Source organism: Tepidanaerobacter sp. EBM-49 (assembly GCF_001896645.1).
Lineage (GTDB): Bacteria > Bacillota > Thermosediminibacteria > Thermosediminibacterales > Tepidanaerobacteraceae > Tepidanaerobacter > Tepidanaerobacter syntrophicus.
Genome location: NZ_MPPE01000054.1, coordinates 18105 through 43795, shown reverse-complemented (window position 1 = coordinate 43795; position 25691 = coordinate 18105). Strand labels below are relative to the sequence as shown.

24 protein-coding genes are annotated in these 25691 nt (G+C 38.9%); 4 read left to right on the top strand and 20 right to left on the bottom strand.

What is annotated here, in order from left to right; translation table 11 throughout:
• The 6 genes from BUE08_RS09765 to BUE08_RS09740 form a co-directional block, all read right to left on the bottom strand.
• On the bottom strand, positions 1-861 hold an 861-nt coding region (locus BUE08_RS09765; protein ID WP_502689443.1), incomplete at its 3' end, for a sodium:solute symporter family transporter.
• Positions 862-868: 7 nt separating this feature from the next.
• Positions 869-1192 (bottom strand): YhdT family protein, encoded by a 324-nt coding sequence (locus BUE08_RS09760; protein WP_213996580.1) that lies wholly within the window; start codon positions 1190-1192, stop codon positions 869-871.
• Between the two features lie 32 nt (positions 1193-1224).
• Positions 1225-2820, bottom strand: coding sequence for an N-acyl-D-amino-acid deacylase family protein (locus tag BUE08_RS09755; protein WP_213996581.1), 1596 nt, complete (start codon positions 2818-2820; stop codon positions 1225-1227).
• A 17-nt stretch (positions 2821-2837) separates the two neighbouring features.
• Positions 2838-4019, bottom strand: a complete 1182-nt coding sequence (locus BUE08_RS09750) for a YgeY family selenium metabolism-linked hydrolase (protein ID WP_286680828.1) — start codon at positions 4017-4019, stop codon at positions 2838-2840.
• 22 nt (positions 4020-4041) lie between these two features.
• A complete protein-coding gene (dpaL, locus tag BUE08_RS09745; protein WP_281795715.1) occupies positions 4042-5274 on the bottom strand; it encodes a diaminopropionate ammonia-lyase in 1233 nt (410 codons plus the stop codon).
• A 288-nt stretch (positions 5275-5562) separates the two neighbouring features.
• On the bottom strand, positions 5563-7311 hold the full coding sequence (locus BUE08_RS09740; RefSeq protein WP_213996586.1) for a sigma-54 interaction domain-containing protein: 1749 nt from the start codon (positions 7309-7311) through the stop codon (positions 5563-5565).
• A 301-nt stretch (positions 7312-7612) separates the two neighbouring features.
• Here BUE08_RS09740 and BUE08_RS09735 point away from each other — a divergent pair, with 301 nt between their 5' ends.
• From BUE08_RS09735 to BUE08_RS09720, 4 genes are read left to right on the top strand one after another with little or no spacing between them, the layout of a single operon-like run.
• Complete coding sequence (locus BUE08_RS09735; RefSeq protein ID WP_059033491.1) at positions 7613-8878, top strand: PTS sugar transporter subunit IIC; 1266 nt, start codon at positions 7613-7615, stop codon at positions 8876-8878.
• On the top strand, positions 8875-9183 hold the full coding sequence (locus BUE08_RS09730) for a PTS sugar transporter subunit IIB (RefSeq protein WP_059033489.1): 309 nt from the start codon (positions 8875-8877) through the stop codon (positions 9181-9183). The genes BUE08_RS09735 and BUE08_RS09730 overlap by 4 nt, the downstream gene beginning before the upstream one ends.
• Before the next feature lie 14 nt (positions 9184-9197).
• A complete protein-coding gene (locus tag BUE08_RS09725) occupies positions 9198-9524 on the top strand; it encodes a PTS sugar transporter subunit IIA (RefSeq protein ID WP_059033487.1) in 327 nt (108 codons plus the stop codon).
• Between the two features lie 22 nt (positions 9525-9546).
• Complete coding sequence (locus tag BUE08_RS09720) at positions 9547-10503, top strand: DUF7916 family protein (protein WP_213996587.1); 957 nt, start codon at positions 9547-9549, stop codon at positions 10501-10503.
• A 179-nt stretch (positions 10504-10682) separates the two neighbouring features.
• Here the strand turns inward: BUE08_RS09720 and BUE08_RS09715 are convergent, their stop codons facing one another.
• The 14 genes from BUE08_RS09715 to BUE08_RS09650 form a co-directional block, all read right to left on the bottom strand.
• Positions 10683-13424, bottom strand: a complete 2742-nt coding sequence (locus tag BUE08_RS09715; RefSeq protein ID WP_213996589.1) for a sigma-54-dependent transcriptional regulator — start codon at positions 13422-13424, stop codon at positions 10683-10685.
• 187 nt (positions 13425-13611) lie between these two features.
• A complete protein-coding gene (locus BUE08_RS09710) occupies positions 13612-14649 on the bottom strand; it encodes an RnfABCDGE type electron transport complex subunit B (RefSeq protein WP_213996590.1) in 1038 nt (345 codons plus the stop codon).
• Positions 14650-14672: 23 nt separating this feature from the next.
• Complete coding sequence (gene rsxA, locus BUE08_RS09705; RefSeq protein WP_059033480.1) at positions 14673-15263, bottom strand: electron transport complex subunit RsxA; 591 nt, start codon at positions 15261-15263, stop codon at positions 14673-14675.
• A gap of 16 nt (positions 15264-15279) precedes the next feature.
• The gene (gene rsxE / locus BUE08_RS09700) at positions 15280-15891 is read right to left on the bottom strand and encodes an electron transport complex subunit RsxE (protein WP_213996591.1); all 612 of its coding nucleotides are present in this window, start codon (positions 15889-15891) and stop codon (positions 15280-15282) included.
• Positions 15892-15893: 2 nt separating this feature from the next.
• Positions 15894-16436: an RnfABCDGE type electron transport complex subunit G gene (locus BUE08_RS09695; protein WP_059033475.1), complete on the bottom strand. Its 543-nt coding sequence runs from the start codon at positions 16434-16436 to the stop codon at positions 15894-15896.
• Positions 16433-17356 (bottom strand): RnfABCDGE type electron transport complex subunit D, encoded by a 924-nt coding sequence (locus BUE08_RS09690; protein ID WP_213950979.1) that lies wholly within the window; start codon positions 17354-17356, stop codon positions 16433-16435. The genes BUE08_RS09695 and BUE08_RS09690 overlap by 4 nt, the downstream gene beginning before the upstream one ends.
• A gap of 33 nt (positions 17357-17389) precedes the next feature.
• Positions 17390-18715, bottom strand: coding sequence for an electron transport complex subunit RsxC (rsxC, locus tag BUE08_RS09685; RefSeq protein WP_213950978.1), 1326 nt, complete (start codon positions 18713-18715; stop codon positions 17390-17392).
• Between the two features lie 86 nt (positions 18716-18801).
• Complete coding sequence (locus tag BUE08_RS09680) at positions 18802-19620, bottom strand: formate/nitrite transporter family protein (RefSeq protein WP_213950977.1); 819 nt, start codon at positions 19618-19620, stop codon at positions 18802-18804.
• A 234-nt stretch (positions 19621-19854) separates the two neighbouring features.
• Positions 19855-21609, bottom strand: a complete 1755-nt coding sequence (locus tag BUE08_RS09675; RefSeq protein ID WP_059033467.1) for an NADH-dependent [FeFe] hydrogenase, group A6 — start codon at positions 21607-21609, stop codon at positions 19855-19857.
• A gap of 17 nt (positions 21610-21626) precedes the next feature.
• Positions 21627-23420, bottom strand: coding sequence for an NADH-quinone oxidoreductase subunit NuoF (gene nuoF / locus BUE08_RS09670; protein ID WP_213996592.1), 1794 nt, complete (start codon positions 23418-23420; stop codon positions 21627-21629).
• Between the two features lie 30 nt (positions 23421-23450).
• A complete protein-coding gene (locus BUE08_RS09665) occupies positions 23451-23825 on the bottom strand; it encodes a (2Fe-2S) ferredoxin domain-containing protein (RefSeq protein WP_083497734.1) in 375 nt (124 codons plus the stop codon).
• A 1-nt stretch (position 23826) separates the two neighbouring features.
• Positions 23827-24375 (bottom strand): ATP-binding protein, encoded by a 549-nt coding sequence (locus BUE08_RS09660; RefSeq protein WP_059033463.1) that lies wholly within the window; start codon positions 24373-24375, stop codon positions 23827-23829.
• 2 nt (positions 24376-24377) lie between these two features.
• Positions 24378-24866 (bottom strand): NADH-quinone oxidoreductase subunit NuoE, encoded by a 489-nt coding sequence (gene nuoE, locus BUE08_RS09655; protein ID WP_059033461.1) that lies wholly within the window; start codon positions 24864-24866, stop codon positions 24378-24380.
• A 78-nt stretch (positions 24867-24944) separates the two neighbouring features.
• The gene (locus BUE08_RS09650) at positions 24945-25688 is read right to left on the bottom strand and encodes a PHP domain-containing protein (RefSeq protein ID WP_213996593.1); all 744 of its coding nucleotides are present in this window, start codon (positions 25686-25688) and stop codon (positions 24945-24947) included.
• Between the last annotated feature and the right edge of the window lie 3 nt (positions 25689-25691).

Below are 25691 nucleotides of genomic sequence, written 5' to 3'. Positions count from 1 at the left end.
TATAAACACTACAACTGCGCCTATTATCATGGCATTGTGCATACCTTTTGTATCTTTATACATTAGGCAACCCATAGCTCCATGCGGTTGACCTATAGTGACAAGCCCTAATGAAACAAACATTGAAAATGCATAGGCTGGGCTCCAAACCCATGGAGACACTAAATCAGGATTGATGTCAATTATAGTTTTGTAAGCTGCTTCCATTGGACTTATTTTTATTATTAACATAATAAACAAGACTACTATCGCAAAGGTCATAACTATACCTTGAAAAACTGTAGCTGCTGAGACGCCTTTTATTCCACCTGTGACGGTATAAATCAAAATTACTATACCAAACATCATCAGTGCTGTAACATAAGGCAATCCAGTCATTACTTGGATTAACCTACTTCCTCCACTGAGTTGAGCTACTATATTAGAGGTGTAAAAAATCCAAATAGCAATAGCACTAAACCAGCGCACAGCTTTGCTGTTGTTGTATCTATATGTCAAGATATCCTGATATGATTGAGCATCTATGCGTCGTGCAATAATTCCCACCTTTTTACCTATTTGTCCCAGCACCACAAAGTTCATAAAGCTTTGAGATAAAACTACAAATGGAAATACCAGACCGACGCTGTATGCAAGTCCTGGACTGCCTAAAAATGTGCCGGCGCTGCATAAGCCTGCAGCAAGCATAAATACAATTACAAGTGTTCCCATTCCGCGACCGCCGGTATAAAATTCGCTAAGGTAATCGTCTAATTTTGTTTTAGCCATTGATCGCCTAGAATATTCCGCTATGCCTAGCAAAATCAGAGAATATGCTATAAAAGAAATTATTACAGTAGTTCTGGCACCTGATATATCCATGCGTCATTCACCTCTTTTTTTCTTTTATTTGTTCAATTGTTTGTTCAATCCACGGTTCTACGCTAATAGGAATGAATATTTTTGAAACTAGATAATATATTAAAAAGAGAAATATTACTGTAATCAACAAAGAATAAAACCACCAAGCAGGCATACCTAATATAAAATTGTAATTTCTAGGATCGCCTTTGCCTACAGTATATGCAACTATAAGCATTATAAATGTGTAGCATAACTGCACCGCGAAAACAATCAGCATTTCCTTTTTGGCTATAACAAATCTTTCATCAACTTCTACTTCTTTTATGTCATAGTCTTGGTCATTTTTCATTCTTTTCACCTCCGTTAAATTTTTTAACTAATTTAATTAAATCTTAAGACCTTACCTGCTTTTACAGGCTGCGGCTTGCCATTATTTACAAGTATTTGCCCATTTACAATTACATAATCAATTCCCTCGGGGTACTGGATAGGATTAACATAATCGGCGGTATCTTTTACTTTTTGTGGATCAAAAATAACTATATCTGCTGCATAATTTTCTTTTAGCAGTCCCCTATCTTTTAAGCCAAGAACGCTTGCGGGCTTGCCGGTCATTTTATAAATCGCTGTCTCTAAATCCAGTACCTTTTCTTCCCGAACATATTTTCCTAAAATACGAGGAAATGTCCCGTACAGCCGAGGATGAGGTTTTGCTCCCATAATGCCATCGGTGCATACATTATGTTCTTTCCTTTTCATAATCTCTACAACATGTTCTTCCTTTCCATAGAAGTCCACCATACCTACAACATTTTCTTCTTCGAGCAGTAAATCAAATACTGCATCAAAGGGGTCTTTTCCCCTTATTTCTCCGATTTCAACTAAATTTTTGCCAACAAGATCACGGTTCTTTTCTGTTTTAACAAATGTTACATAAATTCCGTCTAAGCCTGCAAAGTCAATGAAATTATCCCATCCCGGTATTCCGTTGATTATGTCCTCTTTCATCTTTTTCCTTAATTCCGAGCTTTTAAGTCGTTCCAGAAGTTTATCTGTTCCTCCGTCGTGGACCCAGGGCGGTAAAATTACTCCAAGCATTGTACTGCCTGCTACATAAGGATATTGATCAAAGGAAACTGTAATACCATCCTTATTTGATTTATCCAGCTTTTCCATTACTTTTGGAAATTTATCCCAATTTTTCTTACCGGCAACTTTAAAATGGGAAAAATGCACTCGGCAGCCGCTTTCTTTTCCGATAGTAAGAATTTCATCCATAGAATCTAATATACTATCTGCTTCGCTACGCTGATGTGTTACAAAAACAGCGCCTGCATCATGAAGTATTTTCCCTAAAGCAATAAACTCATCGATTTTGGCATAGCAACAAGGTGGGTATATCATCCCTGTAGACATACCAAAAGCGCCTTCTTGAATGCTTTTTTCTAAAAGTTTTTCCATTGATTTAAGCTCTTCCGAAGTCGGTTGGCGATCATCAAGCCCCATAGCTGAAAGGCGTAGATTGCCATGAGGTGCTAAGAATGCAATGTTCGGGCCAAGCTCAAGCTCTTCTAACCGGCTTAAGTATTCACCAGTGGTCCTCCAGGTCCACTCTACTTCATACTCGCCTTCTAAGCCTGCCATAGCTTTCTTCCAAGAAGAAATGTATTCATCTTTTATAGGTGCAAGCGACATCCCATCTTGACCAATAACTTCAGTTGTAACTCCCTGGCGAATCTTTGGCGAAACAAAAGGTTCTGCAAATACGTGTAAATCCGAGTGACTGTGGGTATCGATGAATCCGGGGGATACTACCTTATCTGATGCATCAATTATTGTTTTACTTTCAGCATCCTTAAGGTCGCCGTCTATTGCTTCGATCTTACCATCATTTATACCTATATCTGCCTTCTTGCCTTTGGCACCTGTTCCATCGACTACAAGGCCATTTTTAATTATGATATCGAAAACGCTCATCTAAAACCCTCCTTGATTTAGCTTAATAAAGCCTTGATTATTTCATAATAGCCGCATGTTGCTTTTAGAAGCTGCTCGATTTCTATATATTCATCTACTATATGTGCAAGACTCTCTTTAGACGGACCAAAGCCAAGTGTTTTGATATTCGCTTCTCCCGCATAGTGACTGCCGTTAGTGCAAAAAGAGTAATGGGTTATTTCAGGCTGAAAGCCTGCGCTTTTTAGCCCCTCATAGGTTTTTTGGATAAAATCTTCTTTTTCATCGTAGAGCCATGCCGGGAAAAATCTTTCTCCCTGTATTTTTGTGCCTGTATAGCACTTTTCCTCCCCTAAAGCATAGGACACTTTTGCTTTAAAGTTCGGGTCATCTTTTTCCATCCTTGCAATAATATCTTTTATCGGCCGCAAAACGCTTTCTTTTGTTTCGCCCACTAAAAGTCTCCTGTCAAATGTTGCTCTGCAATAATCAGGCACCACGGATGCTCCGGGATAAGGCGATGATTTTATATCTGTAAGTTCTAAGATTCCATCTCCCAAGAAGTCGTGATGAATGGGCTTTATTTTGCGGATTTCATCAATCAAATTTGTCATACTATAGACAGCATTTATTCCTGCTTTAGGATTTGAAGAGTGGGCGCTTTTGCCAAAAGTCTCTATGACTATTTCCGCTCTTCCTCTCTGCCCGCGCTTAATGTTGCACTCTGAAGCTTCTCCTATGACAACATAATCAGGGTTTACTTTTTCGCTGACTTTTCTAGATGCTATTCCCTCAAAGCATTCCTCGTGGACAACACCTGCAATGTATATATCTCCAGCAAAATCCTTCTTTGTGCTTCTTGCATAATTTGCAGCCGCACACACCATTGCGCTTATAGCGCCTTTCATATCTGAAGCTCCTCTACCATATATCCTCCCTTCTTCAATAATCCCTTCAAAAGGTGCCTTGCTCCACTGACTTTCGTCAGCAGGTACAGTATCCATATGACCGTCAAACAAAATAACTTTGCCGGGTTTACTGCCTCTCATATGGCCTATTACATTACCATAATCATCAGTTAAAATCTCATCAAACCCCATTGCCTTGAAAGTATCATCCAGTTTTGCGGCAAGCATTTCCTCCTGGCCGGAATAGCTTCTGATTCTTATTAAATCCTGACATAGATTTATTACTTCTTTTTGTTGATTTTCTTTTAGCATTTCTTTTTCACCTCTCATATTTTTACAAAAGATCGTATGAAGGATATTTTCCATCCCAAACTATTTTTCTGTAATCCACCGGATCTGTATCGCCTTCTGTGCTTATAAGGAGGATTTTTGACTTTTCGTCAATCCTAAGTAGATCCTTCATTTTGCTGAGTTTTTCAGCTTCTGCTATCAAACTTAAAACTCCCATGCCTACAGCTCCTGACTCTCCGGAAATTACTTGCGCATCTCCTTTTATCGGGCTGCCAAGTATCCTTACACCTCTTGCTGCCGTATTATCAGAACATATAGCATACATATCAGCATAATCTCTTAAAATTTCCCAACTTATTATATTTGGCACGCCGCATGCAAGCCCTGACATAATGGTATCAAGACTGCCTTTTACGGCATGGGGCTTTCCGTCATTTGCCTTCGCTGATTCATATATGCAGGCAGCTGTTTCAGGCTCAATTATAAGTGTTACAGGTCTTTCTTCCTTATAGCGCGATGCTAGATAGCCCTGGACAGCGCCTGCAAAGGAACCTACTCCCGCTTGGAGAAAAACATGCGTAGGCTTATCTTCACCAAGTGCCTCGATTTGCTCTATCGCTTCGTCGATTAACGTACCATATCCTTGCATTATCCAAAGGGGTATGTCTTTATATCCTTCCCAAGCCGTATCTTGTACAATAACTCCTCCGTGCTTTTCGGCATATTCCATTGCAATTTTTACAGAATCGTCGTAATTGTATTCTGTAATCGATGCCTCAGCGCCCTCATTTATTATATTTTGCAGGCGAATTTTTGAAGAACCCTTTGGCATAAAAACTACGCATTTTTGCCCCAGCTGCCTTGCTGCCCATGCTACGCCCCGCCCATGATTACCATCGGTAGCAGTTACAAAAGTGATATCTCCTATTTTTTCTCTAATTTCCTTCGAACGCAGTTTTTCAAAGGTTATTTCTTCTTGTGGCATGCCAAGCTTTTGGCTTAAATACATGCCTATAGCAAAGGAACCGCCCAAAACTTTAAAAGCATTAAGACCGAATCTATAAGATTCGTCCTTTACCCAGATTTTATTTACCTCAAATCTTTTGGCAAGGTTGTCTAAAGTATGCAGCGGTGTCACTGAATATTCAGGAAAGCTTTTGTGAAAATTACGCACCTTTTTAACTTGCTCTTGTGACATAACATCTACAGAAACCTTTTCGCTATAATTTTTTCTAGCATTTTTATTATAAATAAACTTAATCGGTAAATCGTTCATTAGTCGATACCTGCCTTTTAGTATTTTAAAGCTTCATGATTCTTTGCTAAAATATAATGCAAGTATTATGCCTAAACTTTCAAAATCAATGATAAAAAATAAAAGCCTTGTATCAGAAGGCTTTAGGCGGTTTTTCGTATGATTAATTTTTATATTGTTTCTTTGAAGTTTCGATTATATTTATCATTATGATAAATATAATCACCTAAAAGCAGTTTTGGCTAATGTTGAAGGCGTGACATCATTTATCAAAATGATAGATGATTATCAAAATGATAATTGGTAAGTTTATTGTATATCATACTTTTTAAGTTTTCTGTACAAGGTAGCAATTCCTATACCCAGCGCATCCGCAGCTTGCTGCTTCCCTGCTACGGTATTTCCGTATAAATGAAGGGCACGTTCTATTAAACCTTTTTCCAGCTCTTCCAATGTAATTAAGCTGTCATCTCTATTTAAATCAGTCTTTATTTTTTGAGGAAGTAAGTTTACAGTTATTATGCCTTTGTCGTCTAGCATGTTTATCATGTACTCCACTGCATTCTCAAGTTCACGGACATTTCCGGGCCAGCTGTAACTATATAACAAATCCCAAACCTTGCTTTCAAAGCCGATAACTTTCTTTTTAAAGAGCGCCGAATATTTATGAACAAAGTAATCTGTCAGCACCCGTATATCATCTTTACGTTCACGAAGGGGCGGTATATAAAAGGGTATGACATTGAGCCTGTAATAAAGATCCTCGCGGAACGCCCCTTCTTCAATAAGTTTTTCAAGGTTTTTATTTGTTGCGGCAATTATCCTGACATCGACAGGCACAGGCGTATTTGAACCTAACCTTACAATCTCTTTTTGTTCAAAAACTCTAAGAAGTTTTGCCTGCAGATAAAGAGGCATATCCCCTATCTCATCCAGAAAAAGGGTGCCCTTATTGGCAAACTCTATTTTGCCAATTTTTCCATTGGGGTCTGCTCCGGTAAAAGCTCCCTTTACATATCCAAAAAGCTCACTTTCAAGAAGTGTATCAGGCACTGCTGCACAGTTAATTGCTACAAAAGGTTTGTTTTTCCTATCGCTTTCGGCATGTATGGCTCTGGCAAATATTTCTTTTCCGGTGCCGCTTTCCCCTGTGATAAGAATCGTTGAAGATGATGGAGCAATCTTTTTGACCTTATTTTTAAGCATTTTTATTGACTCGGACTCGCCGATAATATTTTCGAGATTCACATTCTCTCTTGTAGTTGTTGCAGAAAACATTTTCTGTTTTAGTGAGTTTAAATCAGTAAATATGAATACTTTGCTATAATTAAAGTCACCTTCGAAAATTTCATATTCCTCTCCAATTAAGATATAATTTTTAGTTCCTGCCTTAAGCTCATATTCTTTCATATTTAAAAGAGAATTTCCGGTTGTTCTTATTTTTATTTCGGGGAATGTATCTGCCGTATCATTTATACTGAAAATACTCTTTGCTATACTGTTTGCTTTTAAAATTTTTTCATTCTTATCTAACACAATGACCCCTTGATCTATTTTATCGATTATGTCATTTAACATATCTATAAGAGTGAGCATGTTCTGTTTTTCGATTTCTTCTTTTGCTTTTGATGAAATAAGATCAGACATCTGCTCTAAAAATTCCATAAAAGTCTCTGAATTACTTAAAATGTGCTCCTTCTGTATCTCGCTAAAGCACACAAAGCCCATCACACCTACAACATTTTCTCCAATTTTTATAGGCATGCTCATTTCAAAGGTTTCTTCGCAATGACCTTCTTGAGCGATTTTAGGGCAGTTTTTGCATATTTCATGCTTACCGGGTTCTGAAATAATTTGCTGTTTACCTGTTTTCATGACATTCTTATACACATAGCCTTCATTTTCCATATTCTTGTTTATTCTGCCGGAAAACATGCCTGTGCCCGCTATACGCTCAAAATTATCGTCTACGATTTCTACATCAACACCCAAAACCTGAGATAAGACTTTGGCATATTTTTCAACAGTATTCTGCATGCTTTTTAAAATACTTGCCAACTTTATTTCCTCCTGTAGGCTATCTTTTAGTAAAAATTTTGTTTTTATCACTTTGATAATTTAAGTTTATCAGTTTTAAAAAATAATACAATCAAATTTGTTCTTTAAAAAATATTTATCTTACTCAGGATGCATTATACACTCACAATACACATTAGCAATATCTATTAAACTTTATAATACATATTAATACACATATGAAATTGCCTTGATAAAATCAAGCTTTTAAGTTATGGCATAGTTTTTGCTTCTATGTTAATTCCGGATAATATTATAAGATAAAAAAGAAGGGATGATTATTTTGGACGCTATCATGAATTTTTTAAATGATCACTTTATGCCTTTCGCAGGAAGGCTTGCGGAACAGAGACATCTTAAAGCTTTGCGTGAAGGAATTGTTGCTGTAATGCCACTTTTGTTGGTTGGCTCTCTATTTTTAATAATAGCTTACCCGCCTATAGAAGCTCTAGATACCGCAGTTGCACCTTTTAGAGGCGAACTTTCCAAGGTTTCTAATGCTACTTTTGGAATCCTTGCACTTGTAGCATCTTTTTCGGTTGCATACTCACTTTCGAATTCTTACAAGCTTGACAGCCTAGCATCCGGTATAATAAGTGTATCGGCATTTTTACTTTCGATGCCAGCTACAGATAATGGTAATATTCCTGCAGAATGGCTAGGAAGCAAAGGCTTATTCGTTGCTATGATAATAGCAATACTAGCAGTAGAAATTCAAAGATTTTTCATGGAGAAAAACATTTTTATAAAAATGCCGGCTGAGGTTCCGCCTTTTGTTGCCAGGTCTTTTGCAGCTTTGCTTCCGGGATTTGTTGCGTTGCTTTTAGTTTGGATTGTTAACATTGTATTATTGACAACTACAAAATTAACCTTGCCTGAAGCAATTAACATTGTTCTCGGTATACCTATCATGAACCTAGGCTCTTCTTTACCTGCTACTCTCGTAGCAATAGTTGTAATTCAACTTCTCTGGTGTGTTGGTATACAGGGAGCCGATATTGTAGCAGTATTTTTAGGACCAGTATGGTTATCTTTATCTGAACAAAATGCAGTAGCTAAAGCAGCTGGGGAAATGCTGCCGAATATAATAACAAACCAGTTTATTTATGTATTTGTTTTTGTCGGCGGTGCCGGTGCAACTTTTGCTCTTGCTCTTTTGTTATTAAAGGCTAAGTCTTCGCAGTTAAAAGCTATTGGCAAAGTTGGAATCTGGCCCGCAATATTTAATATCAATGAGCCTATAACCTTTGGCATGCCAATAATAATGAATCCTGTAATGTTTATTCCGTTTATATTGGCTCCTTTGGCAGCAGCCATTACAACATATATTGCAATGGCAACTAATTTAGTCGCTAGACCTTATGCGATAGTCCCATGGACAACTCCGGTTTTTATCAGCGGTTTCTTAACAACCGGGGATTGGAAAGCCATTATACTGCAATTAGTTAATATTATTATTGCCGCTATCATCTATTATCCATTCCTTAGAATGTGGGATAAGATGAAATTTGATGAAGAAACAAAACAAGCAATGGAGGAAGATGTATGAAAATATTATTAGTTTGTGCAGGCGGTATGTCAACAAGCCTGATTGTTGAAAAAATGAAAAAAGAAATTGAGAAGCGAAAAATAGAAGATATTAAAGTTGACGCTAATACTATTGAAGAATTAGAGCAAGTCATCGATGACTATGATGTAGTTATGGTTGGTCCGCAAATTCGATATAAAGAGCCATATATCAAAAACCTATGTGCTCAAAGAGGCAAAAAATATACAATAATTCCACCTGCTATATATGGATCGGTAGACAGCACTAAGATTTTAGATCTTGCTATAAACCTTATAAACAATTAAAGGAGTTCTCGAAAATGGATTATGAACAGATAATTTTATCTATTATAGCTCACGCTGGAAATGCACGCAGTCTCTCCTTTGAAGCATTGCAGCTTGCAAAAGAAGGCAACTTTCAAGAAGCCCGTCAAAAAATAAGTGAAGCCAAAGAAGAATTGATCAATGCCCATAATGTGCAAAGTGATATTTTGCACAAAGAAGCTGCCGGTGAAAAATATGATATTAGTTTACTGCTTATCCACGCTCAAGACCATCTTATGGCAGCAACATTGGCAAAGGACCTTATAGAAGAGTTTATCGAGCTTTATGAAAACGCTTTTAAAAACAAAAAATCGATAGAATAAATAGAAGCTGGAGTGAATTTTTGTGAAAAGAACATTTGAATTAAATTTTGAAGACATGATGAATATCTCAAAAAAGGATTTGCTTTTATCAATAAGCTCATCAGAAGGCAGAACAGTAATGGCGGAAACCGATGTCGCAAAACAACCCATAGTATACGGTGTAAGCAATCCGGAACTTGCTGCCGCCTTTGGTGCAGATATGATTACACTGAATTCATTTGATTTTGACGCACCGTTCATCTTTGGTATAGATGATAAAGACTTGGCAATATCAGATGCATCTGATATGGTAAATAAATCTGCTGAAATTCAAAAAATCCTTCGTAGAAATTCTGCTGATAGAGATTATATACGCAAAATAAAAAATGTAGTTGGAAGATTGTTGGGTGTAAACATGGAGCCGGTTCCAAAAAATACTAATTATTGCGAGGGCAGAAAATTAAACAAAAAAAATTTGGAGAAAGCGTCAGCATTGGGTTTTGACTACATAGTCATAACCGGAAATCCCAAAACAGGAATTACAAATGAGGATATTTTAAAAGGAATCGAGGAAGCTGCAGATGTTTTAAGTGATAAAGCTGTAATAATCGCGGGGAAGATGCACGGCGCCGGCAGTGATAATATCTATGATCCAAAAGTGCTCCAAGACTTTTCTAAGGCAGGTGCAGACATTATTTTAATAGGGGCGCCGGGAACGATACCCGGCTTAGATTTTGAGTTATGTCGCCGTCAAATAAGCGCAATTCACGAAACTGGAAAAATGGCTTTAACTGCCATAGGGACTTCGCAAGAAGGTGCCAATTTAAACGTGATACAAGATATGGCCTTAATGTCAAAAATGGCAGGAGCAGATATTCAACACATCGGCGATGCAGGTTATGGCGGTATTGCTTTACCGGAAAATATATCAGCCCTTTCTATTGCAATAAGAGGAAAAAGGCACACATATCGCCGGATGGCTTATTCATTAAGAAAATAAATCTTAAGTATAAGTATCGCTGAACATTAATGTGTTCCGCGATACTTTTTTATATTTTCCTGTTATTTTATTGTATCTTATTGACACATCAGGGCACTTTATTATCCATTCGTTATCATTTCGAGCAATATGTTGTAATTCTTAGCGCAGCGAAGAATATATTGGTGAAACAATTGTTATTACAAGAAATGAATTACCTTCACTAAATTTGAATATATTTCATCAGGGAAACTAATATTAAATGATTTCTCCATGGATTCCAGTGCTGAGGCGACTGTCTTAAAATCTTCCGGATATTTCTCTTTTAGAGAGCTTATTTGAGCGGTATTGATTTTAGGCTTAAAGGTGCCTGTTTGGATTTTCTCTATTGCGCAGGAAATGTGAAGGATAAAGCCTACTATCATATCCTCGTTGAGTATTATGTTGTGCTTTTTTAAGCTTTTATAGAAAGTGATAAAGTCTTTAATATACTTTTCCGAATCAATACTTGTATTTTCCTTGACTACTTCTTTCATTTGCTCTATAAGAACAATATTTTTGTCCAAGAGCTCTGATTTCAAAAAGCTTTCCGCTTTATTTTCAAGAAGGTCTTTTGGTGAAAGATATTTTAATGTAATATCTTCCGGTTTTACAGAACTAATTACTGCAAGGATATTTTTTTCTTGTTTTATCTGAGCGATTTTTCTATTGTAATCTTCCACTGAATTTATATCTATAGGAATAACATCTGCATTTTTACAAGTGTTATCTAAATATCTTTCCACAATATCCTTCATTTTCAAGGCTGCACCTTCGCCTGTAAAGCACGCAGTTACTATTACATCATCTCTTATGCCCTTGTTATAGTTTAGGTTATCAGCATAATAAATGCGGCCAATATAAGGACTAAAATTTATGACTGCATCATACACTTCATCAAGGCTTGCCGCCATTGTCGCTTTTCTTGAAGCTTCAAGTACCATTGGAGTGCTTACCATTTCGATGGTCTTTATGGGTATACCGGTTCTCTCATGGATAATATCGCCAAAAAACACCAGGGACCCCATGTCTGCCAAAACGATTACACCTTTGCCTTCATTTATTTTAATTACCAATTCAGTTAGTTCTTCAAGAGCTATTTCCGGCTTTTTATCAAGAGGCAAATTATAGCCTACGGCGTGTCTTTCGCCCAGCAGTTTTGCAGCTACATCCACCATAGAAGTAGCTGTAGTTTCCCCATGCATTGCAACCACTACCCCGACGCGAGACGACTTGTTTTCTTTTCCGTTTTCTTCTGTTATTAAGAACATAGTAATAAATCCTAATTCATCTTCCGGTATATCAACTCCAAAATTATTTCTTAATAGTTCAGCCATTTTAAAAGAAACACCGAATTCTTTTGGATACAGTGTCTTGATTTCATTGGTACGTGGATTAAAAATAATTTTATTGGCTTTAATCCTTTCTAAAGTGCTGGAGACATGCATAGAAATGCTGTACAATATTTTTTCGCTAAAAACTCTATTCAATTGGCTTGCTGCATAATCCAAAAAACACTTAGCTATGGCAACAATTTTTTTATCGACTACTTTGTAAAGTTGCTCCATGCTTTGCTCATTAAGTCTTGAAATATATTTTTTTAAAATGTTTTCTATGTCAAGCGATAGCATTAAGTCAATATCTTTCTCTGTCAATCCCTTTCGTTTTAAGACATTTCTTTTTTCTTCAATAACCTCATAAATATTAAGTGTATTTGTTTTATCAAGGATTTGAGGTTTATCCTTTTCTGCTCCAAAAACTGCTTCACTTTTCAAGTCAAGCCTTTTAAGTTCCTCTCGGTGTTCCCTGTAATGCAGTATGCCGTTTCTTACATACTCGGGCAAATCTTCGCTTCTAATCTTGAGGCAATCCTCTTCTTTGCCGGATATGTAACGGATAAAAGACTTTGCGCAGCTTAATTTTATATCACTTTTAAGCTGCCCTATATTATTTGGACAATCATAGAGTAATAAGGCTCTCATGGAATTTTCAGTTACATGAATATCAGTTTTTAGATATTTTGCTTCTTCTGTAAAGAAAGTTTTTATGAGTTCTAAGCGCTCGCTAAGTGTGCGCTGCCTAAGGGGTGGAAGTTTTACTATCATCGGTATTCGCCTTATAAAGGTTGAAAGAAGAGAAGATTCCGGCTCCTCTGTAGTAGCGCATATAATTAGAATTCGCGCTTCATGTAACGCATCTATTTCTCCAAGCCTTCTATACAAACCTTTATCTATAAGATAAAAAAGCATTTCTTGTCCCTCGGGCGGCAGTCTATGAACTTCGTCAAGGAAAAGTATTCCCCCATCAGCTTTGGCCACAAGACCCGCTTTATCCTTATCAGCCCCTGTGTATGTCCCCTTTTTTACTCCAAACAATTGAGAAATAAGAAGCTGTGGATTATGGGCATAGTCGGCACAGTTAAATGTTACAAAGGGAGCCTCTTTTTTTAGTATTCCAATTTCCTTAGCATGTCTATAAATCGCTTCAGCAAACATAGATTTCCCTGTACCGGTTTCGCCCAGCAGTAAGGTATGAAGGCCCATAGGTGGATACATAATAGCCGCTTTTGCCTGCAATACAGCTGTCTTAAGACTATCATTTGCTCCGATAATTTTATCCAAAACCCCCTGAGCTTTCTGATTGCTCTTCTCTATGGAAAGTTTATGTCTTGTTAATAAATCAAGATCTTCTGCTTTAATCTTATAAAAAACGGGTTTTCCACTTACTTTTTCCAGCTTTCCCTCTCGCACAAGGTAGTTCAAGTCGCTGGAAGCATTAGAACGGTATATCTTTAAAATCTCTGCAACTTCTTTGGCACAAACTCCGAAAAGTTCACCATTTTGCTCTAATTGTCGCATACACTCAGATTTTACTGTTTCATATACTTTCTGATATCGCTTCATTACGGTAGCTCCTACTTACTGTATTTTGTGAATATCTTAATATCTTGCAGTATTCCATGGCAATAAACATTCACTAAGCTATACTCTTATATCCATAATAACACATTTCTTATTCACAAAAGCCCGAACGCGTAATTAAGCATTCGGGCTTTTGTGATAAACGTATAGGTTTTAGCTAATATTTCTATTATTTTGCAGTGGCGCATTTGTTGTTAGTTTTTATCTCTTTTTCGCCGTCACGCACCATTTCGATAGCATTCATGCGACATTTTTCCTGACAAATCCCGCATCCGATGCACAGCTCCGGATTTACGGTATGAACTTTTTTTACCTCTCCCGTAATTGCCTTTACCGGGCAATTCCTGGCACACACGGTGCAACCGGTGCACTTTTCTTCGATAATTACCGCTTTTTTACGCTGGCTAAATGCTGAAACAATTGATTTGGTCGGACATTTCTCAACACATAGCATGCAGCTGCGACATTTTTCATAGTCAATTACTGCCACGTTATTGTTGACATGGATAGCATCAAAAGGACATACTTTTTCACATTGTTTGCAAGCTATACATCCTTTGCTGCACACCTGCCTTGTCTCTTTTGGTTTCATCGTGGCCCGGCAGCTTACCCATACCTCATTTTTCTCGGAAACTAGCGCTAAAACGTTTTTCGGACATGCTTCGGCACAAAGGCCGCAGCCAATACATTTTTGTTCGTCTATTACAGGAAGACCATTATCTCCCATAATTATAGCATCAACAGGGCAAACAATTGTGCAGTCGCCAAAACCTAGGCAGCCAAAAGGACAGGCTTTTGGGCCGCCGTTTACCATGGATGCTGCTTTACATGTTTTTACTCCATGGTATTCCGCTTTTGTTTTAGCTTCATTATTTCCTCCTTGGCACAGAACCCTTGCAATTTTTCTATCTCCTGAGGCACCTATATCATCAACGCCCATAATCTTGGCAACCTTTTTCGCAACCGCTTCTCCCCCTACAGGACAAGTATTAACCGGTGCTCTCCCCTCAGCAATTGCTTTTGCCGCGCCTGAACAGCCGGGATATCCGCACGCACCACAGTTAGCTCCCGGCAGTACTTCAAGAATGGCATCTACTTTCGGATCCGTCTCTACTGCCAGCTGCTTGGACGCTATTGCAAGACCTGCACCCAGCAATAAGCCCAGGCCACCCATGCTCAATATTGAAATTAATATTATATTAGACATTTTTTTACCTCCCACGCTTTGTCTTACGCTAGTGGCACAAGTCCTGTAAAACCTAAAAATATCATCGACAGCAGACCCGCTGTAATAAATACAATTGCAGGCCCTTTAAGTGCATCCGGAACGTCTGCAAATTCTAATTCTTCCCTTATGCCGGACATTAAAGCTAGTGCCAATGTAAAACCTACTCCTGCTCCAAATCCCAGGGCAATACTTTCTACTAAATTATAGTTGTTCAGCGGTATCAAGAGCGCAACAGCCATAACAATACAGTTGGTAGTAATTAGCGGCAGAAATATGCCGAAGGCATTATATAAAGTAGGACTTACTTTTAAAACTATCATCTCCACAAGCTGCACCAATGACGCTATAACAAGGATAAAAGCAACTATTTGAAGAAAATCTTCCAATCCGAAGGGAACTAATACATAGTTTTGAATAAGATATGCCGCAACTCCCGTCATGGTAAGTACAAATGTTGTTGCTATACCCATTCCGATTGCTGTTTCAGTTTTATTGGAGACGCCTAAGAATGGACAGTTGCCAAGAAATCTGGAAAAAACAAAGTTATTTACAAAAATCGAACCAACAATGATAAAAAATAATTCTTTTGCCATATATAATCACGCTCCTTTAACGGCCGTCCGCGCTATTGGCTGTTTTTCTAGTTATAAGATTCATGAGGCCAACCAAGATACCCATAACTATAAAGGCTCCGGGCGGCAAGATTGCAATAACCCATGGCGTAAAACCTGCTCCGAGAATTTTATACCCAAAAACCGATCCTGTTCCCATAATTTCTCTTATTATACTGATTAGAGTAATTGCCCATGTGTAGCCTAAGCCCATGCCAAGTGCGTCAGCAGTTGCTCTAAGAGGGCCTACTTTTGAAGCAAACGCTTCTGCTCGTGCAAGGACAATACAGTTAACCACTATTAGAGGGATAAATATTCCCATGACATTGTATAATGCAGGAAAGTATCCTTTCATAAAAAGGTCGACCACGGTAGTAAAAGTAGCTATTACTATAACATAACACGGAATCCTGACCTTTGAAGGAATTATGTTTCTGAGCAGTGATATTAATATACTTGAACATGTCAGCACAAAAGTAAGAGCCATTCCCATTGCAATACCGTTGTTTGCTGAAGTAGTTACTGCAAGTGCTGAACATATACCTATAACTATTCGAAATATTGGATTTTCGTTCCAAATACCATTTACAAAATCCTTTATTAGCTGCATAACTAAAAATCACCTCCTACAGGGTACAGTTTTACTATTTCATCTAGCGAGGCCTTTATTGCCTTTGTTACCGCGGTAGAGGATATTGTGGCACCCGAAATCGCCTGTACATCTTGTTTGACTATAAATTGGTCTTTAACCGACTTGCCATTAAATTGTCCCGTAAAAGACTCTTCCGTGATTTTTGCGCCAAGACCCGGTGTCTCGCTCATAGACAGCACTTCAACACCTGTAAGCTTGCCTTCAGTAGGATTATATCCCACCATAAGCTCAATTACACCATTAAAGCCGGAGCCTGACGCAGGGAATGCTATCCCCTTCTTGTTTCCTTGATCATCAAGTCCAATATATACTGTAATTCCGTCTTTTTGCACCTCTTCCATTTTGGTTGCACCCGGAATTACCTTAAGCACTGATTCTTGCAACTTTTGTAGCTCCTGCTGTTGAATTTTCGGATTAGTAACTGCATAAGACAAGGCTAGAACCGCCCCAGATGCGCACGAAATAACAAGAAGCACTACTATCATTTTTACATATTGGTTCATTTGGCTTTCACCTCACCATAGATTCTAGGGACGGTAAATCTATTGATTATCGGTGTAAAGGCGTTCATAAGGAGAATAGAAAACGACACGCCCTCCGGATACCCGCCGAAAAATCTTATCAAAACTGTAAAAAACCCTGCTCCAATACCAAAGATTATTTTTCCTTTCTTTGTAATAGGTGTTGTAACCATATCTGTTGCCATAAAGAATGCCCCTAGCATAAGGCCGCCTGCAAGTAAATGAAAAATAGGATCCCTGCCTAGAATAAGAGATAAGATCGCAACTGTACCTAAATAGCTTGCGGGTATTCTCCAATCTGCATAACCTTTAAATATCAAAAACAGACCTCCGATAATAATAAGTAATGCTGATGTCTCTCCTAATGATCCGCCTACATTTCCTAGGAATAGTTTCATATAATCTGTTGATATTCCCTGCATTTTCATCAGCGAAAGGGGTGTCGCCCCAGTAGTCCCGTCTACGGGATTTATCCATGTGGTCATCGGGCCTGTGAATGATACCATCAAAAATACTCTGCCTATAAGGGCGGGATTAAACGGATTGGCTCCTATTCCACCGTAAATTTGTTTGCCTAAAGATATAGCCACCACAGCACCTACTGCTGCCATCCAGTAAGGCAGTCCCGGTGGTAGATTAAGGGCCAGAAGCATTCCTGTTACCAGAGCACTTCCATCTTTAATAGTGATGGGTCTGTTTCTAAGTTTTTGAAAAATGGCTTCCGTTATTACCGCAGCCACGCTGCTTACTATCACAAGAGCTAAAGCCCTAGGTCCAAAGAAATATATGCTTCCAATGGTGGGCAGTAACAAAGCTGCGGCTACTGTTAACATTATCTTTGACGTGCTTTCTCCTGAATGTATATGAGGAGAAGACGTTACAATCAAATTATAGTCCTCCATTATACAGCTACCTCCTATCTTGTCAGAAAAAATCTACTTCTTATTTTTCTTCCTTAAAGCTGTTATAGTATTCTTTGCAATCCTTATATGTTGTGTCAGCGGTATATGTGCCGGACATACATATGCACAGCAACCGCATTCTATACAATCCATTGCGTGGTAGTCTTCAGCGTCCTTCCATCTGCCTTTTTCCGAGAATTTAGCAAGTCTTGTAGGTAAAAGGTTTATGGGACAAGCATCTACGCAACGCGCACAATTAATACAGGTCGATGGTTCAAAAAGCTTTACATCTGATTTTTCTAAAACCAATATGCCGGAGGTGCCCTTTATGGCCGGAACATCCAGTGTAGACTGGGCCAGGCCCATCATCGGGCCACCCATTAAAACCTTGCCGGGAGTGCCTTTAAAGCCGCCACACTGTTCTATAATATCAATAAGGGGTGTGCCTATTCTTATTAAAAGATTGCTTGGCTCGTTTATCCCTGAACCGGTTACCGTGGTTATTCTTTCAATAAGAGGCATACCGGTTTTTAGCACTTTTGCAATAGCCGCACACGTGCCGGCATTGTTAACTATTACTCCTACATCCATAGGCAGGCCGCCGGAGGGAACTTCTCTATCAGTTACAGCTTGTATAAGTTGTTTTTCGCCGCCTTGAGGGTACTTTGTAGCTAAAATTATAACTTGAATCCCTTCGCTTCCGGCGATGGCTCGGTTTATACCGTCTAACGCATCTATTTTATTGTCTTCTATTGCTATAATTCCTTTGTTCACATTGACTGCTTTCATAATGGCCTTAAGGCCTAAAACCACATCTTCCGGATGTTCTAGTAACAGCCTGTGGTCTGCTGTGATGTAAGGTTCGCACTCTGCAGCATTTACAATGATTGTATCTATATTTTTTTCCGGCGGTACCGCAAGTTTAACATGTGTGGGAAAACCTGCGCCTCCTAGTCCCGCCATGCCGGCTTCGCGTATTATACTTTTTATCTCTTCTGGCGTCAGCTTATCTAACGGTTTAGGAGGGTTAATATCCTCATAGGCCTCGTCTTTCCCGTCAGATTCGATAACAACGGACATCATTAAACCTCCGCCCGGCCATAATCTAGGCTCTACTGCAATTACCTTCCCTGAAATGCTGGCATGAACCGGCACCGAAACAAAGGCTTTGGAATCTCCTATTTTTTGGCCTTTCTTTACCATATCTCCAACTTTTACCAGCGGCTCACAGGGAGCACCTACATGCATACCCATAGGGAGTATAACCTTGCTGGGTAAAACAGTTTCCTTTATAGGTTTATTCTTGGTCAATTCTTTATTGTATGGTGGATGTATACCACCGTTAAAGGTCTTAACCATTCTTTCGCCTCCTTCTTTGAGCTAACCTAGTTATTATTCGACAAGTTTTACTAAAAACCTTCATTTAAAAATAATATTATGGCGATTTAAGAATTGCGTCTGTATACATACCAATAAGCAATTCCTATTACAATAGCTCCTCCTAATATATTGCCTATGGTAACAGGAATTAAATTTGAAAAAAGACCCACCGCGTTCAAAACACCTATTGAAGACGGATCAATCTTGCCTACTTCAAGATAGGCCGCATTTGAGGCGGCAAAAATTCCGGCAGGTATAAAATACATATTGGCCACGCTGTGCTCAAAGCCTGACATCACAAAGAGCATAATAGGAAACCAAATAGCGCAAATTTTGCCTGCGATATCTTTTGCGGCAGTAGCCATCCATACAGCAAGTACCACCATTATATTACATAAAATTCCTCTAACAAGGGCCTGGCTAAAAGGTAATGATGCTTTTGTTATTGCTGTTTTAATTACGGTAGCTCCTAAAAGCTGACCGCCACTGTCAAGTAAGCCGCTGCAGCTTATCAGGTATGCAATAATTACTGAACCTATAAAATTTGATATGTAAACCGTAATCCAATTTCTTAAAAGCTGTTCCAAGCTGATTTTTTTATCCATAAGGCCTATTATCATAAGGTTATTTCCTGTAAAAAGTTCGGCTCCGCAAATTACTACTAATATAAGACCGGTTGGAAAAACTGCTCCGCTTGCAAACTTTGCAAGGCCGGGATTTGTTATACCATAGGATATCATTTGTGATGCAAAACCCGCAAAAGCAATATAAGCTCCTGCTAAAATTCCTAAAATAATTAAATTTACCAGTGAATTTTTTGCTTTACCCACAGACACATTGTCAAATGCCTCTGCTATTTCTTTTGGACTTAAGAAATTATTCATTTTTTCACACCTCCGCTGTTATTTTTGTTTTATTTAAAAAATGAAAACGACGGTTAAATTATATACCAGAAATACAATCTATTCAAGGAACAGCAATTTTAGTTTCCGCCATAGTCTAGCTAAAATTTTATTAAAAGAAAGTGGAAAGCGGGCTTTTCTTATTCTCTAAGCTTTCGCTTTCCACTAATATATTTAATTTATGAGATTTAAAGATTTGGTTTACGTCTTTTCTTATTATTTCATAACGGGATAGAGCTCGCGTTTTACATAATGAGTGTGAAGCAGCTCATGAGATTTTTCGCCAAGGGGTTTGCCTAAAAACTCTTCATAGACAGCTTTAATTGCAGGATTTTCATGGGATTTTCTAAGGGGCATATTCCGATCTACTTCATATATTGCTTTTGCCCTTTCTTCCCTATAATCTATCTCCCAGCGCTCGTCTGAACTTAGTATCGGCTGTCCGCCTCCGCCAACGCAGCCGCCGGGGCATGCCATTATCTCGATAAAGTGATAGTTGGCTTCGCCATTTTTAACTCTTTCAAGTACGGCTCTTGCATTTGAAAGACCATGGGCAACAGCTACGTTTACTTTAAGTCCGTCTATGTCGATTGTCGCTTCTTTAACGCCTTCTACTCCTCTTACCTGAGTAAAATCTATGTTTTTTAGCTCTTTCTTGGTAACAATCTCATATACGGTTCTTAAGGCAGCTTCCATAACACCGCCGGTTGCACCGAATATAGCGCCTGCGCCGGTGGATATTCCAAGAGGCTCGTCAAAATCCTCATCGGGAAGAGTATTAAGATTTATTCCTGCTTCCTTTAGCATCCTTGAAATTTCCCGAGTAGTCAGGACCGCATCTACGTCCTGATATCCGCTAGAGAACATCTCGGGACGCTGGCACTCGTATTTTTTGGCAGTACAGGGCATTATAGATACTGAAAAGATCTTTGCAGGGTCTATTCCGATTTTTTCAGCATAGTACGTTTTTACCAGAGCTCCAAACATCTGCTGCGGAGACTTGCATGTAGAAACATTTTCAAGAAATTCCGGATAATAATGCTCACAGAATTTTATCCACCCCGGACTGCAGGAAGTTATAAGGGGAAGTTTACCCCCGTTTTGGAGCCTGTCTAAAAACTCAGATCCTTCTTCCATAATTGTAAGGTCGGCTGAAAAATCCGTATCGAATACCTTGTCAAAGCCAAGCCTTCTGAGGGCAGCAGGCATTTTATTTGTTACAATTGCTCCACGCTTTTTGCCGAATTCTTCTCCTAGAGATACCCTTATTGCAGGAGCGGTTTGAACTACGACAAATTTTTCCGGATCGGCCAAAGCCTGCCATACTCTGTCTGTATCATCTTTTTCCTTTAAAGCTCCAACTGGGCAAGCTGTTATACACTGACCGCAGTTAGTGCAGGGAACATCATTTAAGCTCATATCGTATACCGGAGCAATTACCGTATTGAACCCTCTGTAGTTAGGCGATATTACACCTACACTTTGCACATCATGGCATGTGCTTACACACCTGCGACATAATATGCATTTTGATGTATCTCTCACTATTGAAGGTGAGAAATCGTCATATTGAGACTTGCTTTTTTCTCCGGGATATCTAAGAGACTTTATACCTAATTCTTCTGAAAGCTTTTGCAGCTCACAGTTTAGATTTCTTATGCATGTGGGACATTCCAAATTATGATCTGAAAGTAAAAGTTCCAAAGTCACCTTTCTTGATTCTCTTACTGCAGGAGAGTTAGTAATAACTTCCATGCCTTCTGAAACCGGTAAAACGCAAGCAGTCTGCAGAGCCTTGCCGCCTTTTACCTCTACAACACACATGCGGCAAGCTCCTATTTGGTTTACTCCTTTTAAAAAGCAGAGCGTCGGAATTCTGATTCCAGCTTTTCTTGCGGCTTCAAGCACTGTAGCATCTTTGGAAACTTCCACTTTTACTCCGTCTATAGTTAATGTTACCATATCACCCATGTTTTTCTCTCCTTCCGCTATATCTTGACAATGGCGTCAAATGGGCATCTGTCAAAACAGCTGTTGCATTTTATGCATTTATCCGTATCTATTTTATATGGCTGCTTTCTTTCACCGCTGATCGCACCTGCCGGGCACACCTTTGCGCAAACACCGCAGCTCTTGCATTTTTCAGGCACAACTTCATAATGTATTAAAGCCTTGCAAGCACCGGCCGGGCATTTTTTATCCCTTATATGTGCCTCATATTCATCTCTAAAATATCTTATTGTAGAAAGCACAGGATTGGGAGCTGTCTGGCCAAGGCCACATAAAGCTGAAGCTTTAACGCTGTTTGCCAGATTTTCTAAAAGCTCAATATCTCCTTCTCTTCCTTCACCGTTTGTTATTCTTTCTAAGATTTCAAGCATTCTTTTGGTACCGATTCTGCACGGCGGGCATTTCCCACAAGATTCTTCCTGGGTAAAGGTTAAGAAGAATTTTGCTATATCTACCATGCAGTTATCTTCATCCATGACTATCATACCGCCGGAGCCCATCATAGAGCCTGCTTGTACAAGAGTGTCATATTCAATTGGCATATCCAGCAAGGATGCCGGCAGACAGCCGCCCGAAGGTCCGCCAGTCTGGACAGCCTTAAATTTTTTGTTGTTGGCAATGCCTCCGCAGATATCGTATATTACCTCTCTCAGTGGTGTTCCCATCGGGATTTCTACAAGGCCTGTATGGTTGATTTTTCCTCCTACTGCAAATACCTTAGTTCCTTTGCTCTTTTCTGAGCCGATGCTTGAAAACCAGTCAGCACCTTTTAATATAATTTCAGGCACATTAGCAAAAGTTTCTACATTATTTATTATTGTAGGCTTGCCCCAAAGTCCCTTGTTTGCAGGAAATGGCGGTCTTGGTCTTGGCTCTCCACGGCGCCCCTCGACTGAAGCCAAAAGTGCTGTTTCTTCTCCGCATACAAAAGCTCCTGAGCCTAGTCTTAAGAAGATATCAAAATTAAAGCCGGTTCCAAGGATATTTTCCCCTAAAAGTCCATGGTTTCTAGCCTGTTCAATTGCTATTTCCAATCGTTTTACAGCTATAGGGTATTCAGCTCTTACATATATATAGCCTTCGCTTGCACCAATGGCATAACCTGCAATTTCCATCGCTTCCAATATAGTATGGGGATCTCCTTCCAAAACGCTGCGGTCCATAAAGGCACCGGGATCTCCTTCATCAGCGTTGCATACTACGTACTTTATATCTCCTTCAGCATTTGCAGCAAACTGCCACTTGTTGCCTGTGGGGAATCCACCGCCTCCACGACCTCTTAAACCCGATTTTTTAATTTCATCAATTACTTCCTGCGGTTTCATTTGAGTCAGTGCTTTGGCTAAAGCAGCATAACCGTCATTTGCTATATACTCTTCAATTATTTCAGGATTTATAAGCCCGCAGTGTCTAAGAGCTATACGTTTTTGCTTCTTGTAAAAATCGATATCCATCAGTGAGCGGAAACGTTCTTTGGTATCAGGTTCTTTATATAAAAGGCGTTCTACTATGCGGCCTTTAAGCAAATGCTCTTCAACAATTTCGGGAACATCTTCGGGTTTGACTGTGCAGTAATAACTTCCTTCAGGATAAATTAGTACATTTGGTCCAAGTTCACAAAGACCAAGGCAGCCTGTTTGAACCACCTTAACCTCTTTTGAAAGACCCTTTTTTTCTATTTCTTTTTCAAAAGCATCCAGGACTGCTTCGCTGCCGGAAGCTGTGCACCCGGTTCCTTTACACACAAGGACATGGGCTCTGTATATTTCCATTTCTATAACCTCCTTAAGTTATCCCATCTGTTATACATTTGGCACTACATATTCATCAACAACTTGATTATTTATTATATGCTTTACTACAACCTCTCTTGCCTTTTCTGGCGTCATATTGACGTATGTCACCTTCGGCTTACCGGGTTGAATGACATCTACTAATGGCTCATACTGGCAAAGACCTATGCAGCCGGTTTCAGTAACAATTACGTTATCTATATTCCTCTTCTTTAATTCATCTAAGATCGCAAGCATGACAGCTCTTGCACCGGCGGCGATACCGCAAGTTCCCATACCCACTACTATACGGGTCTTTGTTTCATTGTCCACTCTTAGATTTATCATATCTTTTGCTTGCTCTCTAATCTTTTCAAGCTCCTCTATCGACTTGATTACTGGCATTTTACGCACCTCCATCAATTTCCTTCAAGCCGCTCTCGATGAATTTTTTTATCCAGTCGAGAACCAGCGGATTATTTATAGGCACTTCATGTAGTATCTTTTTTATCTCGCGAGTATCAAAAACAAATTCCTTATCTTGCACTTTATGTCTGTATACAAAGTCAATTTCCGGGTGTGATGCAACAAGCGACACCATCGTATCTGACATACTTCCCAAGGGAGCTCTGTCAATATGGCTTAATATAAATGTGGCTTCAATTGTTGTTCCTTTACCTTTTTTAGAGTAGATCTTTAAATCTCCTCCGCAGCTTTGGGCAGCTTGTGCAAAAAGAGGGATGCCCATTCCTACTTTTCGAGTTGTCCTCGTAGTAAAAAACGGGTCTGACACTTTGCGAGATGTTTCTTCGTCCATACCTGTTCCGTTGTCTTTGATCTTGATAGTTAATAAATCTTTCTTTTTGTCTTCTTCAATTTCAATTTCCACAAGGGATGCTTTTGCTGCTATTGAATTTTGAGCAATATCTAAGATATGCAGCGAAAGTTCTTGCATGATTACTCAAATCTCTTTAAGATATCCGGAACTTTATCAGGGGTCATTCTTCCATAAACTTCATCATTGATAATCATAGCGGGGGCAAGTCCGCAGGCGCCTATGCAGCGGCAGGAATTAAGGGAGAACTTTCCATCGTCTGTGGTATCTCCTACATCGATACCTAACTCAGTTTTTAACCTATCGAGGACTTTCTCTGCTCCCCTTACATAGCAAGCTGTTCCAAGGCATGTTCTTATTTGATATTTTCCTTTTGGTTTTAAACTGAAAAACGAATAGAAGGTAACAGTACTGTAGACTTCACTTAATGTAATATTTAGTGCCTCTGAAACCATCTTTTGAACTTCCATCGGTAAATATCCGACGATATTTTGAGCTTCTTGCAGTGCTTGTAATAGAGTACCTCTTTTACCTTTGTATTTTTCCAACATTACTTCTACTTGTTTTAGTTTTTCAGCAAACTCTTGTTGCTGATTTAAAACTACTGACATTATTTCTTCCTCTCCTTCGCTTTAAATGTTATAATGAGTTCTTTCACAATATGAATAAGCATATGCATTTATATCTACCTAAGTTACTACTACCTTCCTCCCTTCCAAACCCTTAAGAGCCATAACAACTTCGGCATAATTTAAAGATTCTATATGGAAAAAAGTTTTTTGATAAACCATGTCTTTTAATCTATGAGCATCAGAAGATGTAATCAAGGTGTACCTCTCAAGGCCCGGAAATTTAGTTATAAAATCATTTTTGGAGATCATCCTGGAAAATTCTACTCCGTCAATTCTTAGGCTTTCAGGTATAAAACCAAGCTGACTTATTATGCTGTAGCTACCTCTATCTACATGAGCAGGGATAAGCAGTCCACCAAGCTCTGCCACCATTTTAGAAATATCTTCTACCGTAAAAGAAGTTGATGCAAGCAGCATCCGACATTCTTCATCTAAAATATTGCCTTGGCCGTCTACTATCCACTGATGGCCAAAATACTCAGGCCTATTTTTTATAGAAGGCAGAGAACCGTATACGTATTCTTGCCACTTTAAAAGTGTTTGCATTTTTTCAAAAAAACACAGCAGATGAACTTCTTCCACGCTCTGCACTTCCATACCCGGCACCACTAAAATATCATAGCCACTAGCCAAGTCTATTATTGCTTGAATATTCTTAGCTGAATTGTGATCGCATATTCCTATTATTTTAGTGCCAAGCAGTTTTGCCATATTTAAGATGTTTACGGGAATCATCTCGTCATCGGCGCACGGTGACAAACAGGTATGAATATGAAGATCTGCGCCAAATTCTTTAAGCATTGC

Bases quoted from the DNA above. Each gene is read 5' to 3' on its own strand.
- dpaL (WP_281795715.1), bottom strand. From the start codon at position 5,274: ATGAACGATTTACCGATTAAGTTTATTTATAATAAAAATGCTAGAAAA.
- rsxE (WP_213996591.1), bottom strand. From the start codon at position 15,891: ATGCAGCTAATAAAGGATTTTGTAAATGGTATTTGGAACGAAAATCCA.
- nuoE (WP_059033461.1), bottom strand. From the start codon at position 24,866: ATGTCAGTAGTTTTAAATCAGCAACAAGAGTTTGCTGAAAAACTAAAA.
- BUE08_RS09650 (WP_213996593.1), bottom strand. From the start codon at position 25,688: ATGCTTAAAGAATTTGGCGCAGATCTTCATATTCATACCTGTTTGTCA.
- BUE08_RS09725 (WP_059033487.1), top strand. From the start codon at position 9,198: ATGGATTATGAACAGATAATTTTATCTATTATAGCTCACGCTGGAAAT.
- BUE08_RS09750 (WP_286680828.1), bottom strand. From the start codon at position 4,019: ATGCTAAAAGAAAATCAACAAAAAGAAGTAATAAATCTATGTCAGGAT.
- BUE08_RS09730 (WP_059033489.1), top strand. From the start codon at position 8,875: ATGAAAATATTATTAGTTTGTGCAGGCGGTATGTCAACAAGCCTGATT.
- nuoF (WP_213996592.1), bottom strand. From the start codon at position 23,420: ATGGAAATATACAGAGCCCATGTCCTTGTGTGTAAAGGAACCGGGTGC.
- rsxA (WP_059033480.1), bottom strand. From the start codon at position 15,263: ATGGCAAAAGAATTATTTTTTATCATTGTTGGTTCGATTTTTGTAAAT.
- BUE08_RS09760 (WP_213996580.1), bottom strand. From the start codon at position 1,192: ATGAAAAATGACCAAGACTATGACATAAAAGAAGTAGAAGTTGATGAA.
- BUE08_RS09665 (WP_083497734.1), bottom strand. From the start codon at position 23,825: ATGCCAGTAATCAAGTCGATAGAGGAGCTTGAAAAGATTAGAGAGCAA.
- BUE08_RS09710 (WP_213996590.1), bottom strand. From the start codon at position 14,649: ATGTCTAATATAATATTAATTTCAATATTGAGCATGGGTGGCCTGGGC.
- BUE08_RS09690 (WP_213950979.1), bottom strand. From the start codon at position 17,356: ATGGAGGACTATAATTTGATTGTAACGTCTTCTCCTCATATACATTCA.
- BUE08_RS09660 (WP_059033463.1), bottom strand. From the start codon at position 24,375: ATGCAAGAACTTTCGCTGCATATCTTAGATATTGCTCAAAATTCAATA.
- BUE08_RS09680 (WP_213950977.1), bottom strand. From the start codon at position 19,620: ATGAATAATTTCTTAAGTCCAAAAGAAATAGCAGAGGCATTTGACAAT.
- BUE08_RS09715 (WP_213996589.1), bottom strand. From the start codon at position 13,424: ATGAAGCGATATCAGAAAGTATATGAAACAGTAAAATCTGAGTGTATG.
- BUE08_RS09695 (WP_059033475.1), bottom strand. From the start codon at position 16,436: ATGAACCAATATGTAAAAATGATAGTAGTGCTTCTTGTTATTTCGTGC.
- rsxC (WP_213950978.1), bottom strand. From the start codon at position 18,715: ATGGTTAAGACCTTTAACGGTGGTATACATCCACCATACAATAAAGAA.
- BUE08_RS09675 (WP_059033467.1), bottom strand. From the start codon at position 21,609: ATGGGTGATATGGTAACATTAACTATAGACGGAGTAAAAGTGGAAGTT.
- BUE08_RS09755 (WP_213996581.1), bottom strand. From the start codon at position 2,820: ATGAGCGTTTTCGATATCATAATTAAAAATGGCCTTGTAGTCGATGGA.